Origin of the sequence: Mycobacteroides franklinii, from assembly GCF_002013895.1 — a bacterium.
GTDB classification, from domain to species: domain Bacteria; phylum Actinomycetota; class Actinomycetes; order Mycobacteriales; family Mycobacteriaceae; genus Mycobacterium; species Mycobacterium franklinii.
Window position 1 is genome coordinate 69,784 of the sequence record NZ_MAFQ01000007.1, and the last position, 22,715, is coordinate 92,498.

Sequence of the window (22,715 nt, forward strand, 5' to 3'; positions counted from 1 at the left end):
GATATCCGCGCGCGATAACCTGTGTGTACTCGCGGGTAGTGGCGAAGGGTCGCCACTACATCAGATTCGAAAAGGACAGTGAACCGGTGTCAAAAGCGCAGGTGGAGCAGACAGACGTTGCCCTGATTGGGTCAGGGATCATGAGCGCGACGCTCAGCGCTCTGCTGCGGTTGGTCGAACCGGATCTGTCGATCACCTTGATCGAGCGTCTCGACGCGGCTGCCAGTGAAAGCAGTGACCCGTGGAACAACGCCGGTACCGGTCACTCGGCGCTGTGCGAGCTGAACTACACCCCGCAGAAGGCGGATGGCTCGATCGATATCAGCAAGGCCATCACGGTGAACGAGCAATTCCAGGTGTCCCGCCAGTTCTGGGCGTACGCCGTGGAGAACGGTGTGCTGCCGGATGTTCGTGGCTTCCTCAACCCCATCCCGCACGTGAGCTACGTGCACGGCGCCGACAAGGTCGAGTTTCTGCGTAAGCGCCACGACGCCCTGGTGAGCAACCCGCTCTTCGCGAAGATGGAGTTCATCAACGACGACGACGAGTTCGCACGTCGGCTGCCGCTGATGGCCGCCGGACGCGATTTCTCCGATCCGGTGGGTTTGAACTGGAGCCAGGACGGCACCGACGTCGATTTCGGTGAACTGTCAAAGCAGTTGGTGGGCTTCGGAGTTCGCAGCGGAACCAACGCGATCTTCGGCACCGAGGTTCGCAATATCAGTCGCGAGAGCGACGGCGGATGGATTCTCAAACTAGTCAACGGGCGTACCGGCGAGAAGCGCAAGCTCAAGGCCAAGTTCGTGTTCGTCGGTGCCGGCGGTGGCGCTCTTGGGCTGCTGCAGAAGGCCGGAATTCCGGAAGCCAAGGGCTTCGGCGGATTCCCGGTGAGTGGTGCGTTCCTGCGTACCAACAGCACCGATCTGACCGACGGCCACAAGGCCAAGGTGTACGGCTTCCCGCCCCTTGGCGCGCCTCCGATGTCCGCGCCGCACTTGGACACCCGCGTGATCAACGGCAAGGAATGGCTGCTGTTCGGTCCATTCGCCGGGTGGTCGCCCAAGTTCCTCAAGATGGGCAAGGTCACCGACCTGCCCGCGTCGGTGAAGCCCAACAACCTCGCCTCGATGGTCGGGGTTGGCCTCACCGAATTCAAACTCGCGACCTTCCTGCTGAGCCAGCTGCGTCTGACCCCCGATGACCGGATCGACATGTTGCGTGAATTTGCACCCAGGGCGCAGCGTTCCGATTGGGAGCTGATCACCGCCGGCCAGCGCGTGCAGGTCATCCGGCCGGCCAAGGGCAAGGGCGGCGCGCTCGAATTCGGCACCATGGTGCTCAATTCAGCCGACGGCAGCATCGCCGGCCTGCTCGGTGCATCGCCGGGGGCCTCGACTGCGGTGCCCGCGATGCTCGATGTCATGCAGCGTTGCTTCCCCGACCGGTACTCGAACTGGATGCCCAAGCTCAAGGAAATGATTCCGTCGTTGGGCATCAGCCTTTCGGATGAGCCGTCGTTGTTCGGTGAGGTATGGGACTGGGGGACACAGGTTCTCGGCCTGGAGCAGTGACGCCGCAGGCTCCGGTGGCCGCCTCCTGGTCCGCGGATCTGGATGCCAAAACGCTGTACGGTCTGTTGAGATTACGGGCGGAAGCGTTCATCGTCGGACAGAACTGCGCCTACCAGGATCTTGACGGACGCGATCTGGAGCCAGGGACTCGGCATTTTTGGATAGCGGATGCAGACGGCAACGTGGTCAGCGGGTTGCGACTGCTGGAAGATCCGGCTGGCGAGGGTTTCTGGATCGGACGGGTTTGCACCGCCCAGGCCGAACGCGGCCAGGGGCATGCCGCGCGCCTGATCCGCGCTGTGCTCGCCGAGATCGGTGGCTCACGCTGCCGACTGAATGCGCAGGCCCACCTGAAGGACATGTATGGCAAGCTGGGATTCGTGGTTTCCGGTGATGCATTCCTCGAAGACGAGATACCGCACGTGCCGATGACGTGGGTGGCCGGAAATGGCTAGCGCCACAGTCATTCCCGGATATCCGCTCAGCGCGATCGTCGGGCACGATCAGTTGCGGTTGGCCCTCGTGCTCTCCGCGGTACGACCCGACATCGGCGGCGTGCTGATCCGCGGCGAGAAGGGCACGGCCAAGTCGACCGCGGTGCGCGCCTTGACGTCGGTGCTGAGCTCGGTTGATGGCGCACGCCTGGTGGAGCTCCCGATCGGCGCTACCGAAGACCGGGTCGTGGGATCGCTTGACCTGCAGAAGGTGTTGCGCGACGGCGAACACGCCTTTTCTCCAGGGCTTCTGGCGCGGGCCGACGGCGGCGTCCTGTACGTGGACGAGGTCAACCTGCTGCACGATCACCTGGTCGACGTGATCCTCGATGCGGCGGCGATGGGCCGGGTACATGTGGAACGTGACGGCGTATCTCATTCGTACGATGCGCGATTCGTTCTGATCGGCACCATGAATCCCGAAGAGGGGGAGTTGCGTCCGCAGCTGCTGGACCGCTTCGGATTCGCGGTGGACGTACACGCCTCCCGCGATGTCCCGGTGCGGGCCGAAGTGATCCGACGACGGCTTGCCTATGAGGCAGACCCGGCCGGGTTCGTCTCACGGTACGCATCCGAGGAGGCCGACCTGGCGGCGCGGATTGCCGATGCCCGGCAACTGCTTCCTCGGGTTGTCTTGCCCGACAACGAATTGCAGCGTATTGCCGCCTTGTGTGCGGCCTTTGATGTGGACGGGATGCGCGCCGATCTGGTGGTGGCGCGTGCCGCCGTCGCCCATGCCGCGTGGCGTGGCGCCGAGGTGGTCGGCGAGCCCGATATCCGGGTGGCCGCGGAACTGGCGTTACCGCACCGGCGCCGACGGGACCCGTTCGATGAACCGGGTTTGGATCCGGAACAGCTTGACCAGGCGATGCGCGATAGTGCGCCACCGCAGGATCAGGGTCCCGATACGGACGGCCCAGACGACCCGGACCCAGATCCGGATGGCCCCGGTGGCGGTGCGCCCGAGTCTGCTCCGAATCCGGCTCAAGCGGATGGCCCGCAGCGGGACTCGCCCTCTGCGGCGCCACCTTCCCGGCCCAGCCCCGCGCCTTCGGCGACCTTTCGTGCCAAGACTTTCCGCGTGCCCGGCGTTGGCATGGGGGCACCAGGGCGGCGTTCGGCGGCACGTAACCGCACGGGCAAGATCATCACCCCGAGCTCTGATGAAGGTTTCGGGGTACACGTGATCGGCACGCTGATGTCGGCGGCGAGCCGGGTGACCGCGCCCGGGAAGCTGCCCAGGCCGGTGTTCTCCGATGTGCAGTGGGCGATCCGTGAAGGGCGCGAAGGCAACCTGGTGATCTTCGTGGTTGACGCGTCGGGCTCGATGGCGGCACGCCAGAAGATGTCCGCCGTCAGCGGAGCGACGTTGTCTCTCCTGCGCGATGCCTATCAGCGCCGTGACAAGGTCGCGGTCATCACCTTCCGGGGTCAAGAAGCCGCGATGCTGTTGGCGCCGACCAGTTCGACGCATATCGCCGGGCGCAAGCTCCAGCGGTTCGATACCGGCGGCAAGACGCCGCTGGCGCAAGGACTTCTGGCCGCGCGTGACTTGGTGGCACGCGAGCGTGGTCGTGACCCGCACCGTCGTGCGCTGGTTGTGGTACTCACCGATGGCCGCGCTACCGGAGGGCCGGATCCCTTGGGGCGCACTCGTCGTGCCGCGGGAATGCTGCGTGCAGAACAGGTTGCCTGTGTGGTGATCGACTGTGAGACATCGTTCGTGAGGATGGATCTGGCGGTCACGCTGGCCCAGCAGCTCGATGCGCCGGTGATGCAGCTGGACCATCTGAACGCCGACCGGCTCGCCGGCGTGGTGCGCGGCGCGACCGCCGCATGAGATAGCGGAGGAGGTTCGCATGCCACAGGGGCAACCATCGGTGGTACCGGAGGACGGACTCACCACGAAGGCGCGACGCAACGCGCCGGTTCTCGCAGTGCACACCGGGGCGGGAAAGGGCAAGTCCACCGCCGCTTTTGGCATGGCACTGCGGGCCTGGCATCACGGTGCCGATGTCGCGGTGTTCCAGTTCGTGAAGAGCGCCAAGTGGCGAGTGGGCGAGGAGTCGGTCTTCGGTGAGCTCGCCAAGTTGCACGACGAGCACGGGATCGGCGGCTCGGTGCAGTGGCACAAGATGGGATCGGGGTGGTCCTGGTCGCGCAAGGCGGGAACCGAGACGGACCATGCCGCGGACGCGGCAGCCGGATGGGCTGAAATCGCGCGGCGACTGGCGGCGCAAGAACACGGCTTCTACGTGCTGGATGAGTTCACCTATCCGCTCAAGTGGGGATGGGTGGACGTGGACGAAGTGGTCGAGGTGCTGCGCTCGCGGCCAGGCATGCAACATGTGGTCATCACCGGGCGTGACGCACCGCAGCAGCTTCTGGAAGCCGCCGATCTGGTGACCGAGATGACGAAGGTCAAACATCCGATGGACCAGGGCCGCAAGGGCCAGCGCGGTATCGAATGGTGATGGCGTGGTAGTCCGTTGAGCGTGGTGTCCGCTAGCGTTCCCGCTGTGGTCATTGCCGCACCCGCATCCGGGAGCGGAAAGACCACGGTGGCAACGGGCTTGATGGGCGCACTGCGGCGTGCCGGCCATCGGGTGGCGCCGTTCAAGGTGGGCCCGGACTATATCGATCCCGGATACCACACCCTGGCGACCGGCAGACCTGGTCGCAATCTCGACAGCGTACTGGTGGGCAGCGACCTGATCGGGCCGCTATTCGGCCACGGTAGCCGCGGCACCGATATCGCTGTCATCGAAGGGGTTATGGGGCTTTTCGACGGGCGGGTCAGCGACGCGAAGGGGTCCACCGCCGAGGTTGCGGCCCTGCTCGGGGCACCGGTCGTGTTGGTGGTGGACGCGAAGGGGTACAGCCAGAGCTTGTCCGCGCTGTTACACGGCTTTGTGGTGCACGCCGCCGAGGCGGGGATCAGGATCGCCGGTGTGATCCTGAATCGGGTCGGGTCGGAACGACACCGCGAGATTCTCACCGCGGCGGCGGATCGCGCCGGGCTCTGCGTGTTCGGAGCGCTGCCTCGTACCGAAGAATTATCTGTTCCTTCAAGGCATCTGGGACTGGTGACGGCCGTCGAGCACGGTCAGGCCGCACTCGATGCGATAGCCGCCATGACACAGCTTGTCGCCGCACATGTGGATGTATCCGCGATTGTCGCCGCTGCCGGCAGTGATGTGACGGCACCCGTATGGAACCCGGCGGATGTCATGGGCACTCCGGCGGCGGGGGAGCCGGTGGTGGCATTGGCCGCGGGTGAAGCGTTCACCTTCGGATACGCCGAGCATCGCGAACTCTTGGCCGCCGCGGGAGCGGTGGTTGCCGAATTCGATCCACGTTCGGATTCGCTGCCGGCCGATACGGCGGCCCTGGTGCTACCCGGCGGATTCCCAGAACAATTCGCCGCTGACTTGTCATCCAATGAGCCACTGCGTCAACAGGTTCGTGACATGTTGGGACCGATACATGCGGAGTGTGCCGGGCTCACCTACCTGTGCGCAGACCTCGATGGTGCACCGATGTGCGGGGTATTGGACGCGCAGGCGCGCTTCACCGACTCGCTCACGCTCGGGTACCGCGATGCGGTTGCGATAACCGGCTCAGTGCTGTTCGCGGAGGGGGAGCGACTGAGCGGTCACGAATTTCACCGCACCACGGTCGACTACCGTGATGGAGTGCGGCGGCCCGCCTGGGCCTGGAGCGCCGTCGACGGCATCCGTCGCGAGGGCATTGTGGCGCGGAACGGGCGGATACACGCGTCCTACCTGCATACCCATCCCGCGGCGCACCCCGGTGCGGTGGCACGTTTCGTGGCTCAGGCGGCTAGGTAGGGAATAGAGCGCGGCTCTGAGCTGACGCAACGCCTCAATCCGGTTGAGGTGTGGGGAGTTCCAGATTCATGGTGCGTAGGTCGTCAATATCGCGTTGTGGTGGGGGTGTCCATTCGGTGGTGCCGTCGGTGCGTTTTCGGGTGGTCCAGCCGTGGTCCAGGAGGCGGTGGTGGGGTCCGCAGGCGAAGGTGAGGTTGTCGATGTCGGTGGCCCCGCCGTGGGCCCATTCGGTGAGGTGGTGGACCTCGCAGAGATATCCGGGCACGCTGCAGCCGGGGTGGGTGCAGCCGCGATCCTTGGCGTGCAACACGATCCGCTGATCGGGCGAGGCGATCCGTTTGGTGCGTCCGAGATACAGGGGTCTGCCGTCGTCATCGAAGATGCTCAGATAGTGGTGAGCATGCGCGGCGGCGCGGATCAGATCCGGCATCGGCAGGCGGGTGCCGGCACCGGTGACGGCGATACCGGCTGCTGATTCCAACTCTTTGAGTGTGGTGGTGACGATGACGGTGACCGGTAGGCCGTGGTGTGAACCCAGGTTCCCGGAGGCCAGTGTTGAGCGCAGGCACGCGCGCAGGGCGTCGTGGTTGCGTTGCGCCGGGGTTCGGGTGTCGTGTTCGGCGGCTTCCGGTGACGGCTCCCCATCCACGAGCGGTGTTTGATCGGCCGGGTTGCACATGCCGGGGGCTGCGAGTTTCGTAAACACCGCATCCAGGTAGGCCCGGGTCTCTGGATCGAGTAGTCCCGAGATGGGTGACATGCCGTCAAAGCCTTGTTGTCCGATGCTCACCCCGCGGCGTCGCGCCCGATCCACATCGCAGAATTCCCTGTCCGGATTCAGCAGGGCCATCATGCGGTCGGCGCCGGTGCGTAGTTGTTCGGGCCTGAATTGCGCCGCTATTACCGCCAGCTGCGCCTCGGCCGCTTGGCGGGTCGGGGCATCGACCACTACCGGCAACCGGTCGAAGAACTGCCGAATGATCCGCACATGTTCCTCACCGATATCGCCGCGCTCAAGGGCCGCGGCCACATTCGGCAGCTGCGGCGCCAACACCTCACCGGTCAACGCCCGCCGCGGCGCCAACTGCTGCGCATCGGCGATCCGGCGCCGCGCCGCACCCTTACTGATATGTAGGCGCCGGGACAACACATCAGCATGCGACGTCCCACCCAACTCCACTGGGGACGCCTGCCGCACCAACTGCGCAATCCCGGCGTGTGAGGCAGAGGTGAGCCGCCGTTGGGCCACCTCCACCCGCGCCAACACCGCCAGCAGCTCAGCGTTCGAGAGTCCATCCAAAGTGTCAGCGCAGAAGGCATCAACCGCCGGCTCCAGCACCTCGATCGAACTCATACGTGCATCGTAAGGACAGTCACCGACAAAACCGCCGATATTGTGACGCTAGAAACCGCTGTGACAGAAGGTATTTCGAGAACGAAATGTATCTAGCCCCGTAGTTCCGAAAATCTTCCTGGTACCATCGTCGGTATGTCTGGTCGCGGGGTACCTAAGTACCAGTTGTATTCCGCAGCCGTGCTGGCGATTTTGTGTTTGTTGGTCGGGGGCGCGTGCCTATTGCCGGGCGAGAGTTCGCATTTGGCGGACGCTACCGCCCCGGTGTCCTTATATGACACTGTCGAGGCCCATCACTGGGAACTGGTGCAGCACGGCGTGGCCGCCACTCGTCTTCGCCTCGGGATGGTTGGGGGGCCGGTCTGGCTGCCTCATGCCGTATCGATCGTTTCTCTTGGCGGCGCTGCGCTGCTGATTGTGTTGATGTCGCGACGTGGCGCGGTGATTTCGCGAGGCCCGGAAAATTTTGGGCGACAAAGGCTTCTGCACTTACGAATCAATCGGCGCTGAGGGTTGCCGGACGGTCATCGCTGCCGTCGTGTGCATCTCAAACCCTCACTAGCCGTGCAGGGCGTCTTTTCCGTGCGCCCGGCCGGCTCCGCATCCGTTGATTGGACCGTTTCTTGTGGTGATCTCTGTCTGCATCTATAGATCTTCGTTGTTGATGAACGTGCGCCGCGATGCGCTGTCTCTCCCATCCCTAGCGGCGTCCGGTTCGCGGGCGCAGGGGTGGATCTCATGATTGCCCGCCTCATCACCACAGGTCTTCTGGTGGCAGTACTTGGCCTGACGGAAGCAGTCACCGCCATCGCGGAGCCCGTAGACATGGCGCCGCAGTTGTATTCGAGGACCACGCGGGACGGATGGCGTCTGGAGATCCGGTTGGACAACGAACGTGTGAATTCGGTGCCGAATCTGGCGGCGGCCACCAACTCCCGGGAGGCCTTCGTCACGCTCTCGGGTACGGCAACCGCGACCGGTGGCACCAACCCCATCACCGATAGCCTCTTTCTCATCGGCTACCAACTTGGCTGCCAGTCCGATGTGTCCTCAGGATTGCAGATCGGCGGATCCGCCGGTGTCGCGCCGTCGGTGAACCTTGGTGTGCTTCCCCTGCAAACGGTGGGCGTCGGGGGTAGTGCCGGAGTGAGCGGCTTTGTGCAAACCGTGTTGCAACCGGGCGTCATCGTCAACTTGCCGTTGGGCAATATGGTTTTGTCGCGGGGCAATACCGGAGCCTTGGATCTGGACAACGTTCATCTGAAGGCCGACGCGTGCGGAGGCGACGTCACCATCCGGTCCTTTGCCTCCTTGCGTGTATCTACCGAGACCGGTCACACCGAGTTCGCGATCTATGGCGATCCGATCAGGATCTGACAATGCGAACATCCTGTGTAGCAATTCTTTTGGTTCTCGGGACGTGGCAGGCACCTGCGGCGGTCGCAGCGGCTGAACCGGTGCCGATAAACCCAATGCCCGCGGTTCCGGTAGCGGTTCCGGGCGGGGCGCCGAACAACCATGCGGCCACGCCGTCGCAACCGGCCTTTGGACTGTTGCCTCGCCCCGGCCGGGGCACGCAGGTTACGGCCGGGCTCGAGGCGGGGTATACCAATCGCATCAGCGGGGGAATGACCGGTGGGCAGTTGGAGGACCCGCATGGAACGGGTGAGGGAGTCGCTCGATGATTCGGGTGCTATCTGTGGCGGTGGTTTTGACGGGGCTTGCCGCCGGGTTCGCCGCACCCGCGTCGGCAGAGTTGCCACCGCCCGGTCCGGCTCCCTACGGCCCGGTTGTCGCGCCGGGGCAGTTGCCCGCATTGAATGTGTCGCGCGGCACCCGGCTGCCGTCGTCGATGTCCGGTGCGCGTGGACCGCGGATGTCCGGGGGAATGGAGGGCGGCGCCGGTGCATCCGGTGGTGTCAAGGCAAGCGGTGGATTTGGCGACTAGTAAGCCGGCCGACGCAGCCGCTGTCCCGTGACACGACGGGAGTGTTACGCAGGGGTGATGGGGGCCTGCACCAGAGGAAGGACCACCTCGTCGACCATCCGGCGCATGTATGTCTCGTCGATGACGGTCTTTTTGAGAGCCGCCGTCAGGCTCAGGCCCAACGGAATGTCGTAGACGAGCGACAAGTCGCGACCCTGCGCTATCTCACCGCGTTCGACCGCACGCGCGAACACAAGCTCCATCCGTTTCTGGGATTGGGAAACCAACAGGTCGTCGAGGGCGGCGGCCAGGGTCGGTTCGTTGACGGCTTCGGCGATGATCCCGGCAAGTAGGTTGCCCGTGAGGATGTGGTCGTCGTTGAAATCCCTTGCCTCGTACAGAGAATGCAAGTCACCGCGCAGGCTCCCGGTGTCGGGCACCTCGTCGAGCTTGCCCAGAGAGGGCCGCCCATGCAAGATAGCGTCTGCGGTGAGCGCCGCCTTGGAAGACCAGCGGCGATAGATCGCGGCCTTACCCACGCCGGCGCGCGTGGCGATTTCATCCATGTTCATCGCGTCATAGCCCTGCTCGGCGAGCATGACAAACGCGGCCTCCAGGATTGCGACGTCCAATGATCTGTTGAGACGCCCAGATGTCCGTTGTCGTTGAATCGCCGAATTTTTCGTCATCGAACCCGCGCCGATCCGTGCGCGCGGATTTGCAACGGCCACCAGAACCAACGGCCCAGTAGGGCCGCGATGGACGGCATCATGAACGACCGCACGATCAGGGTGTCGAAGAGCAGACCCAGCCCGATCGTGGTGCCGAGCTGCCCGACGATGCGCAGATCACTGACGACCATGGCGCACATGGTGAATGCGAACACCAGGCCGGCGTTGGTGACCACCTTGCCGCTGCCGCCCATGGCCCGGATGAAACCGGTCTTGAGTCCACCGTGGAGTTCCTCTTTGAAGCGGGCGATGAGCAGCAGGTTGTAGTCCGAGCCCACGGCCAACAGGATGATCACCGATAGCGGGACCACGAACCAATGCAGGTCCATGCCTAACAGGTCCTGCCAAATCAATACCGAGACACCGACGGACGCGCCGAGCGACACCGCGACGGTGCCGACGATGACAAGCGCCGCGACGACGCTGCCGGTGACCAGCAGCATGATGATGAAGATCAGGCAGAGGGACGCGATGCCCGCGAGGATGAGGTCGTACTTGGCCCCTTGCTGTAGATCTCTGTTTGTCGCGGCGGTGCCGCCCAGAAATATCTTCGCGTTCTCCAGCGGTGTGCCTTTGATCGAATCCGCCACTGCCTCTTTGATATTGCCGACAGTCGCGATTCCCTCCACCGAGGCGGGGTTGCCCTGGTGCGAGACGGTCATCCGGACTGCCTTCCCGTCGGGGGAGAGGAACATCTTCAGGCCACGCTTGAAGTCGGGGTTGTCGAACACCTCCGGTGGCAGATAGAACGAGTCGTCGTTCTTGGCCTGGTCGAAGTACTTGCCTATCAGGGTGGAGTTCTTGGTGCTCTCATCCATCTGGTTCATGATCCCGGACATGGTGCTGTGCATGGTTAGCAGCGTGCCGTGCATGGACTTCATGATCGCGATCATGGGTGGAAATTCGGCGAGCATGCGGGGCATCAGGACATCGACTTTGTCCATGTTCACCAGCATGCCGTCCATGTCCTCGACCATCGCGTCGACACCGTCGAGGGCATCGAAGACGGTTCGGGACGCCCAACAGATCGGGATATCGGCGCAGTGCTTCTCCCAGTAGAAGTAGTTGCGAATCGGCCTGAAGAAGTCGTCGAAAGTGGCCATCAGGTCGCGCATGTCGTGCATCTTGCCTTGCATGACCTTCATCTGGCCGGTCATGTCGTGCATGATGTCGGTGAGTTCGCGCATCATGTCGTACACACGCTCCATGGTGCCGATCAAGGTTCCCATTTGGTCCGCCATGGTCAGCATGTCGGCCATGCGGTCCTTCATGTACTTCATGTTCTGAATCTGACCGGCCCCCTGCAGACCTATCTGGAACGGTATCGAGCTGTGCTCGATGGGTGTTCCCAGCGGACGGGTGATCGCCTGCACCCGGCCCACCCCACGGGCATGGAATGCGGTCTTGGCGATCCTGTCGATGACCAGCATGTCTGACGGGTTACGCAGATCATGATCGGCTTCGATCATGAGCATCTCGGGATTCATCCGGGCCGGTGAGAAATGCCGTTCCGCCGCCGCATATCCGACCTTCGAGGGGACGTCGTCGGGCATGTACTGCCGATCGTCGTAGCCCGGGGTGTACCCCGGCAAGGTGAGTAGACCCACCAAGGCGATTCCGCAGGTGACGACGAGAATTGGCCCGGGCCAGCGCACCACGGCCGCGCCAATGCGCCGCCAGCCTCCTTCGTCGTATTTACGTTTGGGCTCGAACAACCCGAAACGGCTGCCCAATGCCAGCACCGCGGGGGCCAGTGTCAGGGCGGCCGCGACAATCACCAGAATGACCAGAGCGCATGGCACGCCCATCGACCGGAAAAGCGGCAGGCGGGTCAAGCTGAGGCATAGCGTCGCGCCGACGATCGTGAGCCCGGATCCCAGGATGACGTGTGAAACACCCGAATATGCCGTGTAGAAAGCTTTTTCGCGGTCTTCCCCTCGATGCCGTGCCTCGTGATAGCGCCCAAGGAGGAAGATCACGTAGTCGGTGCCGGCGGCGATGCCCAGCATGGTGACCATGCTGACGGCGTAGGTGGACAACCCGATCACATTGAGATTGCCCAGTGTCGCGACCACCCCCTGACCCGCCGTGAGCTCCAGCCCCACGATCACCAGCGCCACGACGGTAGTGATCACCGATCGATAGACGAGCAGCAGCATGAGCAGGACAACACCGACCGCGATCAGTGTCGTCTTCTGCATGCTCTTGTTGCCCGCCGTGCCGGTATCGGCGCTTGCGGCGGTCCCGCCGGTCACATAGGCCTGTACGCCTGCGGGGCCGGGGGTTTCGGCAATGATCTTGCGGACGGCATCGACGGACTCATTCGCCAAGGTGGTGCCCTGGTCGCCGGCGAGATTCACCTGTACGTAGGCGGATTTCCCATCCGCGCTCTGCGCGCCGGAGGCGGTCAGCGGGTCGCCCCAGTAGTCGGAGATGTGCTGAATGTGGGTTGGATCGGCCTTGAGCTTCTTGATGATCTCGTCGTAGAAGCGGTGCGCTTCGTCGGCCAGTTCCTGCTGCCCCTCCAGCACGATCATGACCGAACTGTCCGAGTCGAACTCGCCGAATACCTTCCCCGCGTGCATCATTGCGATCATCGACGGGGCATCCTTGGGAGACATCGACACTGAATGCGCCTTGCCTACCTCGTCAAGAGAGGGAGTGACGATGTTCAGGACGATTGCGATGCCCAGCCAGAAGAGGATGATCGGAATCGACAAGGTCCGGATCATCCGTGCGAGCCGTGGGGGGCGCGCGGCGTGGTCCCCGTTGCCGTGCCTCATGCGGACTTCACCAGGCAGTAGATGTACGCGTTGTGTTCGTTGGAAACTCGTTCCATCTTGACCTCACCGTTGACGGTGATCCGGCATCCGATCTGGTCGCCATTGCCCTGCGCGACAATGTTTCCGCTCAATGACGGCAGCGTGGAGACTATCTTGAACGCCCAGGGCAGTTGCACGCTGTCCACCCGGGTCGGCTGCGCATCCTCGTTGAAGTAGTTCACATCCGCCATTGCGCCGGGCTGGCCAAATATCTCGTATACGAGAGTCTTTGGGTTGTAGGGGACAGCGTCCTTGGCGTTGTTATCTGCCGAGGAGCCGAAGGACTCCGATCCGAAAATCCCACGAACCCGGAAGACCGCGAATCCGCCGATCGCCACCACCGCTGCGATCAGGAGCGGCATCCAGATCCTTCGGATAGTACGAAACATCCCAAACCCCTTTGTGTTCAATGGTGTTGGCATATGCGCGCGGGTCACGCGCGGGAACTGTCACGGCTGGTCGAGTGGGGCGCCGTTGCCCAACGGAACTTGAGTTCCGTCTGATGCTGGGGACGGTACTTCATTTCCGTTCCGCACGCGACACGGGCGAGCTAACTATTGGATGTCTAAGAGCATCATCAGTGGGCGGAGTGCCGCGGTCGGGCGCCAGGGCAGGCCGCGGGCAGGCGGGGGCCGCACCGCGGCGGCGTCGCAGCGGGCTGTCGACACGGTCTCAATGGTGGATCTTGCCGAAAAGGAAATCTCAAGTCGTGCCGGATCTAGGCCCACATCTGTGGCCTCGTGAGTTTCCAATCACGGTGAGTAAATCGCATAAATATTTCATAGGCAATTACGGGTTCGATGTTTTGGACATATGCGCATACCGCAAACCATATGAATAGCTGTGAGTGAACTGTGAGATTTTCTTCGAGTCGACGAAATGCGCTTGTAGATAGGGCTTGAACAGGGGTGTTGGGACGGGTTACTGTGAGACATTGGGCGCGGTAAACCGTATGACGGCTAACGTATAGTTGCTCTGGATAATTTATGAATTCCGTGTTTCCTGGTTATCAATGGGCTGTTAATGCGGGGCGGTTTCGGCGTATGGAAACGGCCATTTCGCGATGTCGCAAGACGGTCGACGGTGAGGCACTGTGATCCTGATCTCCCGAGTCGCGAATTCCTTTCGCGCACCCTATGTTTAGGTCTGTCGGGCTCTACTGCTAGTTACCTTCAGTTCTACTACCAGGCGTATTTGGTGTGCGAGGAGGACGTAGCAAGATGAAAAACGCGTCTGTAACCCCTGTTGCAGTTATCGGACTGGGGTGCCGGCTACCGGGTGGGATCGAGTCACCCGAGCAGTTCTGGCAGGCTTTGCTACAGGGTGAGGACTTCATCACCGAGGTGCCTCCCGCGCGCTGGGATCTGGGGGAGTACTACGACCCTGAGTCGGGTGTGCCGGGCAAGTCTCCCTCCAAGTGGGGTGCCTTCCTGGATGACGTCGGTGGATTCGACGCGGATTTCTTCAGCATCAATGAGCGCGAGGCCGTCTCGATCGACCCCCAACACCGCGTGCTGCTCGAAACATCCTGGCAGGCAGTCGAACACGCGGGTATCAACCCGCGGGCCCTTGCGGGTTCCCAGACCGGGGTGTTTGTCGGGGTGACGCACAACGACTACCAGTTGGTGGCCGCGGACGCGGCGGATCTCGGCGGTCCCTACGGATTCGCGGGCACGAACTTCTGCATGGCATCGGGGCGTATCTCGTACGCCCTGGGTGTGCATGGACCATCGCTGACGGTCGATGCCGGGTGCGCCGCGGGGTTGGCGACTGTGCATATGGGGTGCCAGAGTCTGGCGGCGGGCGAAAGTGATCTCGTGCTGGCCGGCGGCGTCAACCTGGTGTTGGAACCGCGCAGGTATGTCGGTGCCTCGCAGCAGCGCATGCTCTCTCCGACCGGACGCTGCCACACATTCACCGGCGAGGCCGACGGTTTCGTGATGTCTGAGGGCTGCGTCATGATTCTGTTGAAGCGGTTGGACGATGCGGTGCGAGACGGGGACCGGATTTTGGCGGTCGTGCGGGGCACGGCGTCGAATCAGGATGGGCGCACGGTGAACCAGTCGACTCCGTCCTCGGACGCGCAGGCGGCGGCGTGCCGCACCGCGCTGGCGGCCGCGGGTGTGGACGCCAACACCGTCGGGCTGATCGAGGCGCACGGCACCGGCACGCCCGTGGGTGATCCCATCGAGTACACCGGCCTGGCGCAGGTTTACGGAGTCGACGGGCCCTGTGCGGTGGGGTCGGTGAAGACCAATTTTGGACACACCATGTCGGCGGCCGGTGCGCTGGGGCTGATGAAGATCATTCTCGCGGTGGAGCATGGGGTCGTTCCGCCGAATCTGCATTTCACCGGGATACCCGACAAGCTCGCCGGCGTCACAACGAACCTTTTTGTGCCGCAATCGGTTATCCCATGGCCCGGGAAGATCGAGGGGCCGCGGCGGGCCGGGGTATCGGCCTACGGAATGTCGGGTTCCAACGTTCACGCGGTGGTGGAACAAGCTCCGCCGGCCGTATCTTCGGGAACTCTCGTGGAATCGCCCCTGGGGTCGCAGCTCGTCTTCCCGGTGTCGTCGACGTCCGCCGACGAGTTGCGCCGAACTGCGGGCAGATTGGCCGACTGGCTGTCCGAGCGCGACGACGTGTCGATCGGTGACGTGGGGTACACCCTGGCGCGTCGACGGGCGCACCGACCGGTGCGCACCACCGTGGTGGCCACCAACGCCGACGAACTGGTTGCCGGGCTGCGCGAGGTGGCCGACGATGAGGTTCCCTACCAGGCGGCAGTTGCGGAGGATGACCGCGGCCCGGTCTGGCTCTTCTCCGGTCAGGGCTCGCAATGGGCGGGTATGGGCGCCGAACTACTCAGCAAGGAACCAGTATTCGCCGCGACCATCGCGCGCCTTGAGCCACTGATCGAGGCGGAGTCCGGGTTCTCGGTCACCGAGGCGATCTCGGCGCCGGAGACGGTCACGGGTATCGATCGGGTCCAGCCAACGCTGTTCGCGATGCAGGTCTCGTTGGCGGCTACCGCGGCCTCGTACGGGGTGAGGCCCGGTGCGGTCATCGGACACTCGATGGGCGAGGTCGCGGCCGCCGTTGTCTCCGAGGCGTTGTCCTTGGAAGACGGTGTCAAGGTGATCTGCCGTCGTTCCCAATTGATGTTGCGTATCTCGGGTGCCGGCGCGATGGCTTCCGTCGACCTGCCGGCTCAACAGGTGGTGTCCGAGCTTGCCGACCGCGAGATTCACGATGTGGTCCTGGCGGTGGTCGCCTCACCGCAGTCCACCGTCGTCGGCGGCGCGACGGAGACCGTGCGTCAGCTGATCGCCGAATGGTCGGATCGCGGGCTGATGGCCCGCGAGGTGGCGGTGGACGTCGCGTCGCATTCGCCACAGGTCGACCCGATTCTCGATGACCTCGCCGACGCTCTCGAAGATCTGATGCCACGGACACCCGTTGTCCCGCTGTACTCTTCGGTGTCGTTTGACCCGCGCGAAAAGCCCGTCATGGACGCCGACTACTGGGTGGACAACCTGCGGCACACGGTGCGCTTCGCGGCGGCGGTGCAAGCCGCGCTGGACGATGGGTATCGCGTATTCGGTGAGCTGGCACCGCACCCGCTGTTGGTGTATCCGGCAGAACAGACCGCACGGAGCCTGGACATTCCGATGGTGGCCCTGGCCGGTATGCGTCGCGAGCAGGAGCTGCCGCACGGCCTGCGCGACTTCATCGGAGATCTGTACAAGGCCGGCGGCGCGGTGGACTTCTCGGTGCTCTACCCGTCGGGAGAACTGGTGGATGTACCGCTGCCCACCTGGACCCGTCGGTCGTATCTGTTGGATCTCTCCGCGCAGACGCAACAGGGCCAGGCTGGTCACACGGTCTCGGTGCACCCTCTGCTCGGCGCACATGTGCGGTTGACCGAGGAACCGGAGCGCTACATCTGGCAGGCGGATGTCGGCACGGTGGCACAGCCCTGGATCGCCGATCATCAGGTTCGCCATGTGGCCGTGTACCCGGGTGCCGCGTATTGCGAGATGGCATTGTCGGCATCGGCCGCAGTGTTCGGGGAAGGTTCTGTGGTGCAGGACATCTCGTTCGAACAGCTGCTGACCTTGGGGGAGACGACACCGATATCGGCTACGGCGACGGTGAAGTCACCGGGTGCGCTCGAGTTCGTGGTGGAGACCCACGATGACGGCGACGCCTCCAAACGCGCCGCGGCGGTCCTGGGTCTTGGTGTCGAGGTCGACACTCCTGTCGCATACGACCTGGCCGCCTTGCGTGCGGAGCACCCGCACCGCGCGGAGGGCGATGACCTGCGAGAGTCCTTCGACGAGAGGGGCGTTCAATACGGCCCGGCCTTCCAGGGGCTGGCCGCGGCGTACCACGGCGACGAGTCCGTCAGGTCGGTGCTGGCCGAGGTGTCGCTGCCCCGCGAGGTTCGGGCGCAGCAGGGCAGCTACATCGTGCACCCCGCGCTGCTGGACGCCTGCTTCCAATCCGTCATCGCGCTCCCGGATGTTCAGGCGGCCAGTAAGAATGCGCTACCGCTTCCCAAGGGGGTGCGCAGCCTGCACGCTTACCAGTCCGCACGTTCCACCCAGTACTGCTACACCAGGGTGACCAAGGTGATCGGGAACGAGGTCGAAGCCGATATCGACCTGCTGGACGAGAACGGCGGCATTGTGCTTGCCGTGCGGGGCTTCCGGTTCGGTACCGGGGCCTCCGACGACGAGCAGCGTGATCAGCTGCTCAACAATCGTCTACTGGCCATCGAATGGCAGCAGCAGCGGTTACCGGAGGCGGTATCGGGCGGTCCGCGCCGGTGGCTGTTGGTCAGCACCGGCGAGAGCGTGGACCCGTGGGCAACGGAACTGATCGATTCACTCAAGTTGCGCGACAGCGAGGTGGCACTGATCCAGTGGCGCCCGGATACCGGTCGTGTGGCGGCGCTGAAGCTTCTGTATGACCAGCTGGAGGGCGGCGCCTTCGACGGAGTACTCGTCGTCACGGCGCCGGGAGCCGAAGGCGGCGCCGATCGGGTGGCCCTGCAAGGTGCCGACCAGGTTCGGCACCTGGTGCGGATCACCCGGGAATTGGTGGATCTGCCCGGCGAGCCGCCGCGACTGTATGTGCTGACTCGCAACGCACAGACGGTCGTGGACGGCGACGTGACCAACCTGGAGCAGGCAGGGCTCCGGGGTTTGGTGCGCGTCATCGGAGCCGAGTACCCGCACCTGCGAGTCACGCATGTTGACGTCGACACCCACACCGCCGCACAGAATGTGGCGGGAGAGCTGGTCTCGGGTTCAGAAGAGGACGAGACGGCATGGCGTGACGACCACTGGTACCGGGCGCGCCTGAACCTGGGTCCGCTCGGTCCCGACGATTGGCGCAGTACCGTGGCGACACCCGACAACGAAGGTGTCCGGTTCGAGGTGCGGACGCCGGGCGACCTGCAGTCGCTGGGATTCGTCGCGTTCGATCGAGTGGCCCCGGGGCCGGGACAGATCGAAGTCTCGGTCACCGCCACCAGCATCAACTTCGCCGATGTGCTGAACGTGTACGGCCGATACTCGAGTTTCGAAGGCCGACAAGAGCTCGGTGTGGATTTCGCGGGCGTGGTGACGGCCGTGGGCGAAGGAGTGACCCAGCATCAGGTCGGTGATCGGGTGGGCGGTATGACACCCACCGGTGCCTGGAGAAGCTTCGTGGTGGTCGACGCCAACCTTGCCGCGACTCTCCCGGCAGAGGTACCCGATAGGGAGGCCGCAGCGGTCCCGGGCGCCCACGTCACGGCGTGGTACGGGCTGCATGAACTCGCCAGGATCTCCGCGGACGACAAGGTGCTGATCCACTCCGGTACCGGTGGAGTGGGGCAGGCGGCCATTGCCATCGCGCGTGCCGCCGGGGCGGAGATCTTCGCCACCGCGGGCAGCCAAGAGCGCCGAGATCTGTTGCGCAGCTGGGGAATCAAGCATGTATATGACTCGCGCAGCACTGACTTCGCTGATCTGATTCGTCGCGATACCGACGGCTACGGTGTTGATATCGTGCTCAATTCGCTCACCGGTGCGGCACAGCGGGCCGGTGTGGAACTGCTGAGCTTCGGTGGCCGCTTCATCGAGATCGGCAAGCGTGACATCTACGGCGACACCCGGTTGGGCCTGTTCCCGTTCCGCCGCAACCTGTCGTTCCATGCCGTCGACCTCGTCCTGGTGTCGAAGACACGACCGCAAGCGATCTACCGGACCCTGACCGCGCTGTATCGGCAGATGGCCGACGGCGTGCTGCCGTTGCCGGAGATCTCGCCGTCGCCGTTGCAGGAGGCCGCGGAGTCGATCCGGGTGATGGGTGCCGCCGGACATACCGGCAAGCTGGTCCTGGACCTGCCCAAGGCCGGAGAGGTCGACGCGGTGATCCCGCCGTCGCACGCGCCGGCCTTCCGCCGGGAAGGGGCGTACGTCATCACCGGCGGCCTCGGTGGGCTGGGATTGTTCCTGGCACGAAAGCTGGCAGCGGCCGGAGTCGGGCGGATCATCCTCAACGGCCGCAGTGCTCCGAAGCCGGAGGCGCTGGCCGTCATCGAGCAGATCCGCCAGGCGGGCACCGAGATCGACGTGGTGCTGGGCGATATCGCCGAGCCGGAGACGGCACAGCGACTGGTCGAGACGGCCATGGAGACCGGGAAACCGGTGCGCGGGGTGCTGCACGCGGCGGCGCTGGTTCACGACGCCACGCTGGCCAACATCACCGACGAGCTGATCGATCGCGGTGACTGGCGACCCAAGGTGCATGGTGCCTGGAACCTGCACGAGGCCACCGCGGATCAGCCACTGGACTGGTTCTGCTCGTTCTCGTCGATCGCGGCACTGGTGGGCTCACCGGGGCAAGGCGCGTATGCGGCGGCCAACAGCTGGCTGGACGGATTCACACACTGGCGGCGGGCACAGGGCTTGCCTGCCACCGTGATCGCCTGGGGTGCCTGGTCGGAGATCGGCCAGGGCACGCACCTGGCGGCGAACGCGGACGCGGCCATCCTCCCGGATGAGGGTGCCTACGCCTTCGACACGGTACTTCGGCACAACCGCGCTTACACCGCCTATGCGCCGATGGCGGGGATCTCGTGGCTGTCCGACTTCGTCGAGCGCAGTCCGTTTGCACAGGCATTCCGGGATGCGGGCCAAACTCAAACGGAGACAAACAAGTTCCTCGATGAGCTCAACGCGCTGCCTCGTGAGGAGTGGCCGACCCGGCTCCGGAAACTGGTTGCCGAACAGGTTGGGCTGGTGCTGCGGCGCTCCATCGATCCTGACCGGTCCCTGCCGGACTACGGGCTGGACTCGTTGGGCAATCTCGAAATTCGTACCCGTATCCAGGCGGACACCGGCGTCCGTATTGGTCCGGCCGATGTGTCGACAGTGCGTTCATTGGCGTCGCACCTGTACGACAAGTTGGCCGACCAGGAATCCGAAGTCGCGTCGTCTTAAGGGGATCTGAAATGCGTGGTGGACCAGTAACGGTGTCGTTGACCGACAAGTGGGAGCCGTCTGCGGGATCGGTGATTACCTGGCAGCCTTCGCCGGCGTCGTACGCGAAGGCCCTTGAAGCACCGGTCAGCGAGATCCCGCCGAGCTTCATGCAGGTGCAGCATCTGCGAACCTATCTGCGGCAGGCGGCCAAGGGCCTGGATTTCTCGCGGGTACTCGTCTTCACCTTGGACATGCCGGGCCGGTGCGACAAGCGGGCCATGGGCCACGTGATCAACGCCCACCTGCGGCGGCACGACACCTACCGCAGCTGGTTCTCGCTCGACGACGAGCAGAACATTGTCCGTCGCACGATCGCCGATCCGGCCGACGTGGAATTCGTCCAGGTCAAGCTGGGGGAGATGACGTCCGACGAGGTGCGTGAGCTGGTGGTGTCGGAGACTCCGGACCCGTTCCGCTGGGACTGCTTCCGTTTCGGAATCGTCCAGAGCTCAGGGCATTTCACGTTTTACTTCAGCGTTGACCACCTGCACCTGGATGCGACGTTCGCGCGCCTGCTGATCATGGAAATCCTCATGGGGTACAAGGCGCTGGTTCAGGGCGGAGCCCCCATCGAGCTTCCGCCCGCGGGCAGCTATGGCGACTACTGCATTCGCCAGCACGAGTTCCTGTCGGGGCTGACTCCCGATTCGGCGCCGGTGCGTGAATGGACGCAGTTCGCCGAGAACAATCGCGGTAGTCTCCCGGATTTCCCACTGCCACTGGGCGATCACGGGGTGCAGTGCGGAACAGCAATCGTCACCGAGCAATTGCTGGATGAGCAGCAGGCGCTGAAGTTCGAGACCCGCTGCGTGGATGCGGGTGCGCGGTTCGTCGGCGGTGTGATGGCCGCGCTCGGGTTCGCCGAGCGTGAATTGACCGGCACGGATACCTATTACGGGATCACGCCGAGCGATGCCCGCGAGGAAGCGGACATGTTCACGACGGGATGGTTCACGGGACTTGTGCCGATAAGTGCCCCCGTCGACGGGACCTTTGGTGCGGCAGCGGTCGCGGCGCAGGAATCCTTCGACCGGGGCAGGCAGTTGGTGAACGTTCCGTTCTACCGGGTGCTGGAATTGGTTCCGGAGCTGAGCTGGCCGCGGCCGTACCACCCGATGATCAACTTCTTCGATGGTGGCGCTCCGCCGCTTTCGCAGTTGTTCACCAACCCGCTCCTGGTGAGCAATCCCATCGGTCTGTATGCGGAGAGTAAGTCGGTGTACCAGCTGACGATCTTCATCTCGCGATTCCCGACCGAGACGACGCTGATGATCGCGTACCCCGACAATCCCATTGCGCGGGAATCGATCACCCGCTACGTAGACCTCGTGAAGTCCACGTTCACGCGGGTCTGCGAGCAGAATGACGTTGTGCGCGCGCGGTAGTCATGTGGACCATCGTTCTACTGATGGCCCTCGGTGTGAGTGTTGAACCCACTCGATTGGGCCTGACGGTCCTGATGCTGAACCGGCCCCGACCGTTGTTGCAGCTGTTCGTGTTTCTGTGCGGGGCCTTCGCCATGGGGCTCAGCCTGGGCCTGACATTGCTGTTCGTGTTGCGGGTTTCGCCGATGGGCAAGGCGGACATCTCCGGGCCGTATATCCAAGTCGGTCTCGGCGTGCTCGCCTTGTCCGTGGCAGCGGTGCTGGCCGTTACCGCGTCGGTCCGCCGGTCTCCCGCACCGCCGCGCACAGGTACCGCGGGCAAGCTGGCGACGCGGGTGCGGGGCTTCCTGCAGAACAACTCGTTGTGGGTCGCGGGCGTGAGCGGATTGGGAATTGCCTTGCCGTCGGCGGACTTTCTCGCGGTGATCGCACTCATCCATGCCTCGGGGGCCACACAACCCGTTCAGTCCATGGCGTTGCTCTTCTTCAATGTGGTGGCCTTCTCTATGGTGGGCCTGCCGCTGCTGAGCTATGCGGCGATGCCTGGAAAGACCTATGCGGTGCTGACGGCATTACACGGTTGGGTGCAGTCCCGCCGCAGGATCGATGTCGCGGTGATGGTCGCTGTGCTAGGCCTGCTCATGCTGGCGCTGGGCACGATCGGCCTGCTGCGGGCCTGACCCGGTGAGTTATATCCGGAAGCAGCGCACGGGGTGGAACAGATCGAATAGCGGTCCGCTGCAAGGACCTACCCAATCACCCGGAGGCGCCCAGCCTGCGGGCGGATACCAGCCACTGGGAGGGGCCCAATCGGCGGGTGGATACCAGCCGCGGGGAGGGACCCAGCCCGGCGCGGGATACCCGCGATTCCAGCCGCGGCCCCATTCCGGGTGATCCCAGTAGCGATGACCGCCTCGCCAGTCGACATGGTCGGTCGTGTACTCCGTGGCGGGCGCGGCCGACGCGACGGCCGGGATCGCAAGTGCACCAAACAATGAAGAGCTGATAGCGGCCACGATTATTCCGCTACGTACCGAGG

At 64.0% G+C, this 22,715-nt stretch carries 16 protein-coding genes; 12 read left to right on the top strand and 4 right to left on the bottom strand.

Features of this window, described 5'->3' with window-relative positions:
* Positions 1–86: 86 nt before the first annotated feature.
* From mqo to B4393_RS13115, 5 genes are read left to right on the top strand one after another with little or no spacing between them, the layout of a single operon-like run.
* Positions 87–1,571, top strand: coding sequence for a malate dehydrogenase (quinone) (mqo, locus tag B4393_RS13095; RefSeq protein ID WP_078334694.1), 1,485 nt, complete (start codon positions 87–89; stop codon positions 1,569–1,571).
* A gap of 14 nt (positions 1,572–1,585) precedes the next feature.
* A complete protein-coding gene (locus tag B4393_RS13100; RefSeq protein ID WP_236743167.1) occupies positions 1,586–2,026 on the top strand; it encodes a GNAT family N-acetyltransferase in 441 nt (146 codons plus the stop codon).
* Positions 2,019–3,905 (top strand): VWA domain-containing protein, encoded by a 1,887-nt coding sequence (locus tag B4393_RS13105; RefSeq protein ID WP_078334529.1) that lies wholly within the window; start codon positions 2,019–2,021, stop codon positions 3,903–3,905. The genes B4393_RS13100 and B4393_RS13105 overlap by 8 nt, the downstream gene beginning before the upstream one ends.
* Before the next feature lie 19 nt (positions 3,906–3,924).
* Positions 3,925–4,539, top strand: coding sequence for a cob(I)yrinic acid a,c-diamide adenosyltransferase (gene cobO, locus B4393_RS13110; protein ID WP_078334530.1), 615 nt, complete (start codon positions 3,925–3,927; stop codon positions 4,537–4,539).
* A gap of 45 nt (positions 4,540–4,584) precedes the next feature.
* On the top strand, positions 4,585–5,916 hold the full coding sequence (locus B4393_RS13115) for a cobyrinate a,c-diamide synthase (protein ID WP_078334531.1): 1,332 nt from the start codon (positions 4,585–4,587) through the stop codon (positions 5,914–5,916).
* 34 nt (positions 5,917–5,950) lie between these two features.
* On the opposite strand, the gene B4393_RS13120 is transcribed toward B4393_RS13115, so the two are convergent.
* Positions 5,951–7,270 (bottom strand): HNH endonuclease signature motif containing protein, encoded by a 1,320-nt coding sequence (locus B4393_RS13120; protein ID WP_078334532.1) that lies wholly within the window; start codon positions 7,268–7,270, stop codon positions 5,951–5,953.
* Positions 7,271–7,492: 222 nt separating this feature from the next.
* On the opposite strand from B4393_RS13120, the gene B4393_RS27800 reads away from it, so the two are divergent.
* The 4 genes from B4393_RS27800 (at position 7,493) to B4393_RS13140 (ending at position 9,218) form a co-directional block, all read left to right on the top strand.
* On the top strand, positions 7,493–7,780 hold the full coding sequence (locus B4393_RS27800; protein ID WP_078334695.1) for a hypothetical protein: 288 nt from the start codon (positions 7,493–7,495) through the stop codon (positions 7,778–7,780).
* Between the two features lie 228 nt (positions 7,781–8,008).
* Entirely contained in the window at positions 8,009–8,647 is a 639-nt protein-coding gene (locus B4393_RS13130) for an MspA family porin (RefSeq protein ID WP_078334696.1), read from the top strand.
* A 2-nt stretch (positions 8,648–8,649) separates the two neighbouring features.
* Positions 8,650–8,955, top strand: a complete 306-nt coding sequence (locus B4393_RS13135; RefSeq protein WP_078334533.1) for a hypothetical protein — start codon at positions 8,650–8,652, stop codon at positions 8,953–8,955.
* On the top strand, positions 8,952–9,218 hold the full coding sequence (locus tag B4393_RS13140; RefSeq protein WP_078334534.1) for a hypothetical protein: 267 nt from the start codon (positions 8,952–8,954) through the stop codon (positions 9,216–9,218). Before B4393_RS13135 ends, B4393_RS13140 begins: the two co-directional genes overlap by 4 nt.
* A 44-nt stretch (positions 9,219–9,262) precedes the next feature.
* Here the strand turns inward: B4393_RS13140 and B4393_RS13145 are convergent, their stop codons facing one another.
* From B4393_RS13145 to B4393_RS13155, 3 genes are read right to left on the bottom strand one after another with little or no spacing between them, the layout of a single operon-like run.
* Positions 9,263–9,886: a TetR/AcrR family transcriptional regulator gene (locus tag B4393_RS13145; protein WP_078334535.1), complete on the bottom strand. Its 624-nt coding sequence runs from the start codon at positions 9,884–9,886 to the stop codon at positions 9,263–9,265.
* Entirely contained in the window at positions 9,883–12,711 is a 2,829-nt protein-coding gene (locus tag B4393_RS13150) for an MMPL/RND family transporter (protein WP_109558299.1), read from the bottom strand. The genes B4393_RS13145 and B4393_RS13150 overlap by 4 nt, the downstream gene beginning before the upstream one ends.
* Entirely contained in the window at positions 12,708–13,139 is a 432-nt protein-coding gene (locus tag B4393_RS13155; protein WP_070940203.1) for an MmpS family transport accessory protein, read from the bottom strand. Before B4393_RS13155 ends, B4393_RS13150 begins: the two co-directional genes overlap by 4 nt.
* Positions 13,140–13,970: 831 nt before the next feature.
* On the opposite strand from B4393_RS13155, the gene pks2 reads away from it, so the two are divergent.
* From pks2 to B4393_RS13170, 3 genes are read left to right on the top strand one after another with little or no spacing between them, the layout of a single operon-like run.
* The gene (gene pks2 / locus B4393_RS13160; protein ID WP_078334536.1) at positions 13,971–20,249 is read left to right on the top strand and encodes a sulfolipid-1 biosynthesis phthioceranic/hydroxyphthioceranic acid synthase; all 6,279 of its coding nucleotides are present in this window, start codon (positions 13,971–13,973) and stop codon (positions 20,247–20,249) included.
* An 11-nt stretch (positions 20,250–20,260) separates the two neighbouring features.
* Positions 20,261–21,676: a condensation domain-containing protein gene (locus tag B4393_RS13165; protein WP_078334537.1), complete on the top strand. Its 1,416-nt coding sequence runs from the start codon at positions 20,261–20,263 to the stop codon at positions 21,674–21,676.
* A gap of 2 nt (positions 21,677–21,678) precedes the next feature.
* A complete protein-coding gene (locus B4393_RS13170; protein ID WP_078334538.1) occupies positions 21,679–22,356 on the top strand; it encodes a GAP family protein in 678 nt (225 codons plus the stop codon).
* Positions 22,357–22,715 lie beyond the last annotated feature (359 nt).